At 60.8% G+C, this 8058-nt stretch carries 8 protein-coding genes; 3 read left to right on the top strand and 5 right to left on the bottom strand.

The genetic code is table 11. The features are described 5' to 3' along the window. The first annotated feature begins 45 nt into the window (after positions 1 to 45). Positions 46 to 1415 (top strand): IS3 family transposase gene (locus tag QD408_RS26370; protein ID WP_414141329.1). Its coding sequence is split into 2 segments (ribosomal slippage): positions 46 to 523 and positions 523 to 1415, totalling 1371 coding nucleotides; the frame shifts between segments, so codons are not numbered across the junction. A 60-nt stretch (positions 1416 to 1475) separates the two neighbouring features. Here QD408_RS26370 and gyrB read toward each other — a convergent pair. The 5 genes from gyrB to QD408_RS26345 all read right to left on the bottom strand — a co-directional run bounded on the left by gyrB (position 1476) and on the right by QD408_RS26345 (position 6805). Beyond that, a complete protein-coding gene (gene gyrB, locus QD408_RS26365; RefSeq protein ID WP_414141328.1) occupies positions 1476 to 3911 on the bottom strand; it encodes a DNA topoisomerase (ATP-hydrolyzing) subunit B in 2436 nt (811 codons plus the stop codon). A gap of 135 nt (positions 3912 to 4046) precedes the next feature. Next, positions 4047 to 4424 carry a helix-turn-helix domain-containing protein gene (locus tag QD408_RS26360; RefSeq protein WP_414141327.1) on the bottom strand — a complete coding sequence of 126 codons (378 nt, stop codon included), beginning with the start codon at positions 4422 to 4424 and terminating at the stop codon, positions 4047 to 4049. Continuing rightward, positions 4421 to 4990: a Smr/MutS family protein gene (locus QD408_RS26355; protein ID WP_414141326.1), complete on the bottom strand. Its 570-nt coding sequence runs from the start codon at positions 4988 to 4990 to the stop codon at positions 4421 to 4423. Before QD408_RS26355 ends, QD408_RS26360 begins: the two co-directional genes overlap by 4 nt. Beyond that, complete coding sequence (locus QD408_RS26350) at positions 4990 to 6108, bottom strand: murein transglycosylase A (protein WP_414141325.1); 1119 nt, start codon at positions 6106 to 6108, stop codon at positions 4990 to 4992. The genes QD408_RS26355 and QD408_RS26350 overlap by 1 nt, the downstream gene beginning before the upstream one ends. Continuing rightward, complete coding sequence (locus tag QD408_RS26345; protein WP_414141324.1) at positions 6101 to 6805, bottom strand: Tim44/TimA family putative adaptor protein; 705 nt, start codon at positions 6803 to 6805, stop codon at positions 6101 to 6103. The genes QD408_RS26350 and QD408_RS26345 overlap by 8 nt, the downstream gene beginning before the upstream one ends. Before the next feature lie 132 nt (positions 6806 to 6937). Here QD408_RS26345 and QD408_RS26340 point away from each other — a divergent pair, with 132 nt between their 5' ends. Then, positions 6938 to 7444: an FxsA family protein gene (locus tag QD408_RS26340; RefSeq protein ID WP_414141323.1), complete on the top strand. Its 507-nt coding sequence runs from the start codon at positions 6938 to 6940 to the stop codon at positions 7442 to 7444. A 100-nt stretch (positions 7445 to 7544) separates the two neighbouring features. Further along, positions 7545 to 8024, top strand: coding sequence for a protein-export chaperone SecB (secB, locus tag QD408_RS26335; RefSeq protein WP_008528719.1), 480 nt, complete (start codon positions 7545 to 7547; stop codon positions 8022 to 8024). Positions 8025 to 8058 lie beyond the last annotated feature (34 nt).

Here is an 8058-nt window from a genome sequence, read left to right as displayed (position 1 = left end):
TGAACTGACCCCCGAAAGTTGGACACCCAACTTCGGGGGTTTTGCATGTCCAAATACAGCACGTCGTTCAAGCAGAGTGTTGTGGAGTTTTACAGCGGCGGCAAGCGTAGCGTGCGTGAGGTGAGTGCGCATTTTGGGGTCGACCATTCGACGGTGCGCAACTGGGTGGCGATGCACGCGGCGCATGGAGTTTACGGTCTAGTGAAGAAGTTCAGCCACTACAATGCTGAGTTCAAGCTATCGGTTCTGCGCCGGATGTGGGAGGATGGGCTCTCTTACCGCCGGACGGCGGCGTTGTTCAACCTGCGCAATAAGAGTTGCCTGCCGGATTGGGAGCGACGCTATAAGGCTGGCGGTATTGACGCCCTGATCCCACGTCGTCGAGGAAGGCCCCGATCGATGCCCGAGCCACCTGTGCTGTCCGACAAGACGGATGCCCCACGGAGCGATGAGGCCAAGAGCCGCGAGGAGCTCCTGGCGGAGTTGGCCTATCTGCGTATGGAGAACGCCTACCTAAAAAAACTGGAGGCCTTAACGCAGGCACGACAAGCGCCGACAAGACGCAAGCCGTCCAGGCGTTAAGGCCGCTCTATCCGTTCGACGGGCTGCTGAAGCTTGCGGGCCTGGCCCGCAGCACGTTCTATTATCAGCAGAAAGTCTCGTCCCTGGCCGATCGGCATGTAGCGCTGAAGACCAGGATCAAAGCGATCTTCGAAGCCCATAAGGGGCGCTATGGCTATCGTCGGGTGACGGCTGCGATCCGCAGCCTCGGGGAGACGGTCAATCACAAGACCGTCCAGCGTCTGATGATCGAGATGGGATTGAAGTCCCTGGTCCGGCCGAAGAAGTACCGCTCCTACAAGGGGCAAACGGGACGCGTGGCCCCGGACCTCCTTCAGCGGCAGTTCACCGCCGAGCGTATGCATCAGAAATGGGTGACGGATGTCACCGAGTTCAACGTCGCCGGCGAAAAGCTCTTCCTCTCGCCGGTCATGGACCTCCACAACGGCGAGATCGTTGCCTTCGAGACGGCGAGACGGCCGGTCTTCAAGCTGGTCAAGGACATGCTGGTCAAGGCCCTGGACCAACTCTGCAATGCCGAGAGGCCAATCCTGCATTCCGATCAGGGATGGCAATATCAAATGCCGGCCTGGGGCCGCATGCTTGAAAGCCGCAATATTGCCCAGAGCATGTCACGCAAGGGCAACTGCCTCGACAATGCCGCCATGGAGAGCTTCTTCGCCACCCTCAAATCCGAGTTCTTCCATCCTAACCACTTCGACAGCATCGAAAGCCTCCGTGATGGCGTCGAGGACTATATTCGGTATTACAACAACGATCGCATCAGGCTAAAACTCAAAGGGCTGAGCCCTGTTCAATACAGGACTCAGCCCTTAAATAATCCCAGCCAATAAACCGTCCAACTTTACGGGGTCAGTTCAGACTCGGCGGGGCTTTTATTGAAGAAATCTCGATCAGATGTCGAGATTGGCGACGCTCAGCGCATTGTCCTGGATGAATTCGCGCCGCGGCTCGACTTCGTCACCCATCAGGCGGGCGAAGAGGCCGTCGGCATCGGTGGCGTCGGCGACCTTGACCTGCAGCAGCGAGCGCACGTTCGGATCAAGTGTCGTTTCCCAGAGCTGCTCGGCATTCATTTCGCCAAGGCCCTTGTAGCGCTGCATGCTGAGGCCCTTGCGGCCGCTGGCGAAGATCGCGTCGAGCAGGGCGCGCGGTCCTGAAATTTCGATATCGCCTTCACGGCGGTGCAGCGACGGCGGCGTCTGATAGATTTCCTTAAGGCGCGATGTCAGCTGGTCGATATGCCGGGCATCCGAGGAACCGATCAGCGCCATATCGAGCACCACCACTTCCTTGACACCGCGGACCATGCGCTCGAGGCGCAAGCCGCCATCGCTGGTCAAATCTCCCTGCCAACCGCGTTCGGTCTCCTCGGCAATGATATCGAGGCGACCTGCCACTTCGTTCGCCAGCGTCAGCGCCCTTGCGGAATCACTGACAAGCTCGGCATTCAGGGCGCCGGCGATTGCCGCCTGTTCGACGACGGCGCGATTGTAGCGCGAGTGGAGATTATCGAGCAGAGCGCGCATGCGCATCGCATCGAGAATGACCTCGCGCAGATCCTGACCGGTGCGAACCTCGCCGCTGCCGAGTCTCAGCGAGGCATCTTCCAGGCCCTGGGCGATCAGATATTCCTCGAGCGCCTTCTCGTCCTTCAGATATTGCACCGACTTGCCGCGCGCGACCTTATAGAGCGGCGGCTGGGCGATATAGAGATGGCCGCGCTCGATCAGCTCAGGCATTTGCCGGAAGAAGAAGGTGAGCAGCAGAGTGCGGATATGGGCGCCGTCGACATCGGCATCCGTCATGATGATGATCTTGTGATAACGCAGCTTTTCGGCGTTGAACTCGTCCTTGCCGATGCCGGTGCCGAGTGCGGTGATCAGCGTGCCGATTTCCTGGCTGGACAGCATCTTATCGAAACGAGCGCGTTCGACGTTCAGGATCTTGCCGCGGAGCGGCAGGATCGCCTGGTTTTCGCGCGAACGGCCCTGCTTGGCCGAGCCGCCGGCGGAATCACCCTCGACGAGGAAGACTTCGGATTTTGCCGGATCGCGTTCCGAACAGTCGGCGAGTTTGCCGGGAAGCGAGGCGATATCGAGCGCGCCCTTGCGGCGGGTCAATTCGCGGGCCTTGCGGGCCGCCTCACGCGCGGCGGCGGCTTCGACGACCTTGCCGACCAGGATCTTGGCTTCGCTCGGATGTTCTTCGAACCAAGTGCTAAGCGCCTCGTTGACGAGGCTTTCGACGACGGGACGGACTTCCGAGGAAACGAGCTTGTCCTTCGTCTGCGATGAGAATTTCGGATCGGGCACCTTGACCGACAGCACCGCCGTCAGCCCTTCGCGGCAGTCCTCGCCCTGCAGCGTCACCTTTTCCTTCTTGGTGATGCCGGAATTGTCGGCATAGGAAACCACCTGGCGCGTCAGCGCCGCGCGGAAGCCGGCCATATGCGTGCCGCCATCGCGCTGGGGAATGTTGTTGGTGAAGCAGAGCACGTTCTCGTGGTAGCTGTCGTTCCACCACATCGCCACTTCGACGGTGATGCCGTCCTTTTCGCCGCGGATGGCGACCGGCTTGTCGACCAGCGGCTTCTTGGCGCGATCGAGATAGGCGACGAAGGCTTCGAGGCCGCCGTCATAACGCATCTCTTCCTGCTTGATATCGGAATGGCGCTTGTCGCTCAAAAGGATGCGCACGCCCGAATTCAGGAAGGCGAGTTCGCGCAGGCGATGCTCCAGCGTGCCGTAGTCGAATTCCGTCATGGTGAAGGTTTCGCTGCTCGGCATGAAGCTGACTTCGGTGCCGGTCATATCAGGGGCATCGCCCGTGACCTTCAGCGGAGCGTCGGCGACGCCATGGGTGAAGCTCATTTCATGGATCTTGCCGTGGCGGCGGATCTTCAGCTTGAGCCAGACCGAAAGCGCGTTGACGACGGAAACGCCGACGCCGTGCAGACCGCCCGAGACCTTGTAGGAATTCTGGTCGAACTTACCGCCGGCATGAAGCTGCGTCATGATGACTTCGGCCGCCGATACGCCTTCGCCGGTATGGATGTCGGTCGGGATGCCGCGGCCGTTGTCGGTGACCGTGACAGAACCATCCGGATTGAGAGTGACGGTGACGATGTCGGCATGACCGGCAAGCGCTTCGTCGATCGCGTTGTCGACGACTTCATAGACCATGTGGTGGAGGCCTGAGCCATCGTCAGTGTCGCCGATATACATGCCGGGGCGCTTGCGCACGGCGTCGAGGCCCTTCAGGACCTTGATGGAATCTGCGCCATATTCGCTGCTTACGCCGTTTTCCGTCGCGGATGTATCGCTCATTCTGTCGAGATTTTCCCTGTTGTCGTAAAGCGGCGGCGGGCCTTGCGAATCACCGGCTTTCTTTACTCTCGTATATAGGTTTTTTGAGCCCAGTTCCCAATGGCAAGTCCCCTGAACAAGGCATAAAACAGGGGATTATGACGCTTTTCCGTCGCCTTTGCCGGCATTTTCGAGAAGAGCCGATAGCCGGGCGATCTCCGCGCTGTCAAGCTCGCGAATCCGCCGCGCCAGCCGGTTGGCAAATTCGGTATACTCCGGAGGCAGACCCGACGTGTCGATGACGACGCGGGGGTCGGACGAGCGGGCAAGCAGGAACAGTTCCTCGGCTTCGTCCCAGATGATGTTGAAATAGCCAGCGATGCGCTGGAGCAGATCGAATGTCGGCAGACCGCGTTTTCCGTGTTCGAGCGCCGAGAGATAGGCGGGGGAGACGTTCAGCGCCTCCGCCATCTCCTTCTGCGAGACGCCCTTGCGCGCTCTCAGCCGGCGGACCGCCTCTCCGAAGGGCGTCATGGCCTTTCCCCGTGCCGCCGCGACAGGCGGATATAGAGAGCGCCCTCGCCGCCGTGATGCTGTGCGGCGGATTCATAGGAAGAAATCAGGTAGCGGAATTCCGGCTTCGAAAACCAGAGCGGCACGGCCCGCTTCAGCGCCCCGTCGCTGCCCATCGAGCTGCCCTTGCCTGTGATGACGAGCACATGACGCATGCCACGCTCATGGGCGCGGATCAGGAAATCGAGAAGGATGGCATGGGCTTCGCTCTGCACCAGCCCGTGCAGGTCGATGCGCGCCTCGAGCGCCAGCCGGCCCTTGGCAATCTTGCGCTTGACCGGCCTTTCCAGCAGATGATGCACCCCCGCCGGCGCTTTCGGCGGTGAAGCCGATGCCGGCTGCGCCGGCATCGGCGAAGCGGTTGGCTGTTTTCCGAGTTTCTCTCGCTCGGCCGCCGCTTCGGCCTCTTCAAGAAAGACGTCGAGTTCGGTCAACTCATTCGCCTTGCCCGGCATCGGCCGCGTGCTGCGGGCGACCTTGCCCCAGAGGATCCTCTCATCGGCGCTGAGCTTTCGATCCCTGGCCATCAGTCGAATCGTCCGGCGGCGGCATTGGGAATGAGGATGGTAAAATCGGCGTCGTTGCGGACGGTGCCCGCGCTTTCTCCCGCCATATCCCCCGAGCCGGTGAAGATATCGCCGCGTGCCGGCCCGACGATCGCCGAGCCGGTGTCGAGCGCCAGCATCAGCCGGCGGAAGGGCCGGTCCTGATCGAGATGGGTGAGGCTTTCGGCACCGATGAAAAAGGGGAAGCCGAAGGTATGGATCATTCGGTCGACCGCGAGCGAGCGCCCGGCGAGAAGCGGCACCTTGGCGGCGGCGACCGGACCCGCCTCAGGATCGGCAACCGGAGCCTCCCGGAAGAAAATATAGGAACGATTGTGCCACAGCACCTCGTCCACCCGCTCGGGATTGCGCGCCAGCCAGGCGCGGATCGACTGCATCGAAATCTCGGCGCGGTCGATTTCACCGCGGTCGATCAAGAGCTTGCCGATCGCCGAGAAGGGATGGCCGGCCTTTGCCGCATAGGTGATGCGGCCGATACGGCCGTCGCTGTAACGCAGACGGGCGGCGCCCTGCACATGCACGAAGAAGACATCGACCTTCGACTTCGCCCAGGCGATTTCGAGGCCGCGGCTTTCGAGGAAACCGCAATCGATCTCGCGGCGGTCCGGATAGGCGCTGATGCGGCCGTCATGCAGACGGCCGAAAACATAAGCTCCGTCCAAATCGGCGGGGCGATTGGCGTCATCGAGATCGATCAGATCGTCCGGGCGGCGGTAGAAGGGAAACCGGAATATTTCGTCCCGGTTCTCCGACACCTCCATCTCGGGTTCGTAGAAAGCGGTGACGAAGCCGGGATTGCCATCCTTGCGCCGGATCAGAAAGGGCCGGCAGTGCCTCTCGAAAAAGGCGCGCGCCGATGCCGGAGACGAGGGTGTGAAGTCTTCGGCGGCCAGCAGCAGCGGAAGCAGATCTTCCGAACTCAGGCCGAGCGATCCGGTGCGGTAGGGTTTGACGTCGGTGATTTGCCGTCGGCAGCTCCGCATGACTTCAAAAAGGCCGGAAGGATCGTCATCCTTCCAGCCTTCCAAAGTGTCGAAGCTGACAGCCTGCAGGACGAAGTCCGATGCCTGGTCACTCATGTTCCGATTCGGTCGCCACAAGTTTCCAGTTCGGATCACGCGAGCGGGTATCGCGGGCGAAAGTCCAGAGATCGTTGACCTCGGCGACGTTTTCGGCGTCGCCCTCGATCAGCGCATCCGCCTTGTCATAGGTGGCCGATATCAGCTGGCTGACGATGCGAACGGTGATCTGCGCTTCGCTGCCCTTCGTCTCGGCATGGGTGATTTCGGCCTTGTCGATGCCGACGAAGGTGGATTTCACCTTCTCGCCCCTGGATTCGCGTTCGCCGATCGCGGCGTCGAAGCCGTCATAGACTTCGCGGGACAGAAGGTTCTTCAGCGTTTTCCGGTCGCCATCGGCATAGGCCATGACGATCATCTCATAAGCCATACGGGCGCCATTCAGAAACTCCTTCGGAGTGAAGGAAGGATCGGCCCTATTCAAGGCGCGCAGCGATTCGTTGAGCGGGGTTCCCGGTGCAGCGACGGCATCGATAGCGGAGAAGCGATCCTCATCCTCATTCGTCGCGTCGCGCCGGGGCAGCGTCACGACCTTGCCGCCATCAGCGGTTTCGGCCGGAGCGGCATCCCGCGGCGTATAGAGATCGCGCGGCGGCTTCTCATTTCCGGTGCGACGGCCGAGCACGGAACGGAGCTGAAAGAAAATCAGCACCGCCGCCACCAGGAAGAATAATGTGATGAAGTCGTTCGAACTCATATCGTATCGCAACCGCCGTTAACATCTCTGATTTGTACTCCCATATAGTCCGCCTATACAGATGATTCAAATGATGGCTGGCATCTTCGCCAGCGTCCAGAGGAGACCGGCAAAGGCCGGGAAATGACGACCATGCGTTTTTCGATCCTGCCAGCTTTCATTCTGTTGCTGCCGCTCGCCGAAATTGCCGGTTTCGTCGTCGTCGGCCGGGCGCTCGGATTGGCGCTGACACTTGCGCTCGTCATGCTGAGCTTCGTTGCCGGCGTGATCCTGCTGCGCCGGCAGGGCATCGGAATTCTGCGCCGCATGTCGAGCGAAGGACGAAATGGCGTGATGCCGGGCCGCGACCTGCTGCGCCCGGCAATGAATGTCATTGCTTCGCTGCTGCTGATCATTCCCGGCTTCCTCTCCGACATCATCGCGATCCTCATTCTCATTCCGCCGGTGCGCGATCTCGTCTGGCGGGCGGTCGCAAGGCGCTTCGTCGTCGTCAATGCCAAGGGTGGCTATTCCGGCGGCCCGCAGCCGGACTTCCGCGACCGCAAACCGAATTCGAAGGTGGTCGATCTCGACGAGGAGGACTATCATAGGGAACCGAAGCCGAATTCGCCGTGGTCCGGCAAACATCTTGGCGATTGAAGCCCTGTGGCCGATCAACCGCGCCCAGCGCCCAGGGTTGTAAGCCCTTGCCTGAAATGTTAGATGGCGGCACCATTCCATGCCCTTCGAGGAAAAGCCAATGGCAGACGATAACAACAACGGTGCGACCAGCCCCACCCTTTCGATCCTTGCGCAGTACACCAAGGACCTCTCCTTCGAAAATCCGGGCGCGCCGCGTTCGCTGCAGGCCCGCGACAAGGCGCCGACGATCAACATCAATGTGAACGTCAACGCCAATCCGCTTTCCGATACGGATTTCGACGTCGTGCTGTCGCTGAATGCCGAAGCCAAAGACGGCGACAAGACGGTATTCCATACCGAGCTCGTCTATGGCGGCGTCTTCCGCGTTGCCGGCTTCCCGCAGGAACACATGCTGCCGGTTCTCTTCATCGAGTGCCCGCGCATGCTCTTCCCCTTCGCCCGTCAGATCATCGCCGACGTCACCCGCAACGGCGGCTTCCCGCCGCTCATGATCGACCCGATCGACTTCACGCAGATGTTTGCTCAGCGCGTTGCCGAGGAGCAGGCTCGCGCCAAGGTTCAGGCCGTTCCGAACTGATCGGATCTTTCAGGTTTGAAAATGCGGATGCCCG

This window comes from Rhizobium sp. BR 249, assembly GCF_047445895.1.
Classification (GTDB): domain Bacteria; phylum Pseudomonadota; class Alphaproteobacteria; order Rhizobiales; family Rhizobiaceae; genus Rhizobium.
Note: the sequence above shows the minus strand (reverse complement) of the source record. Positions and strands in the feature narration are given on the sequence as shown.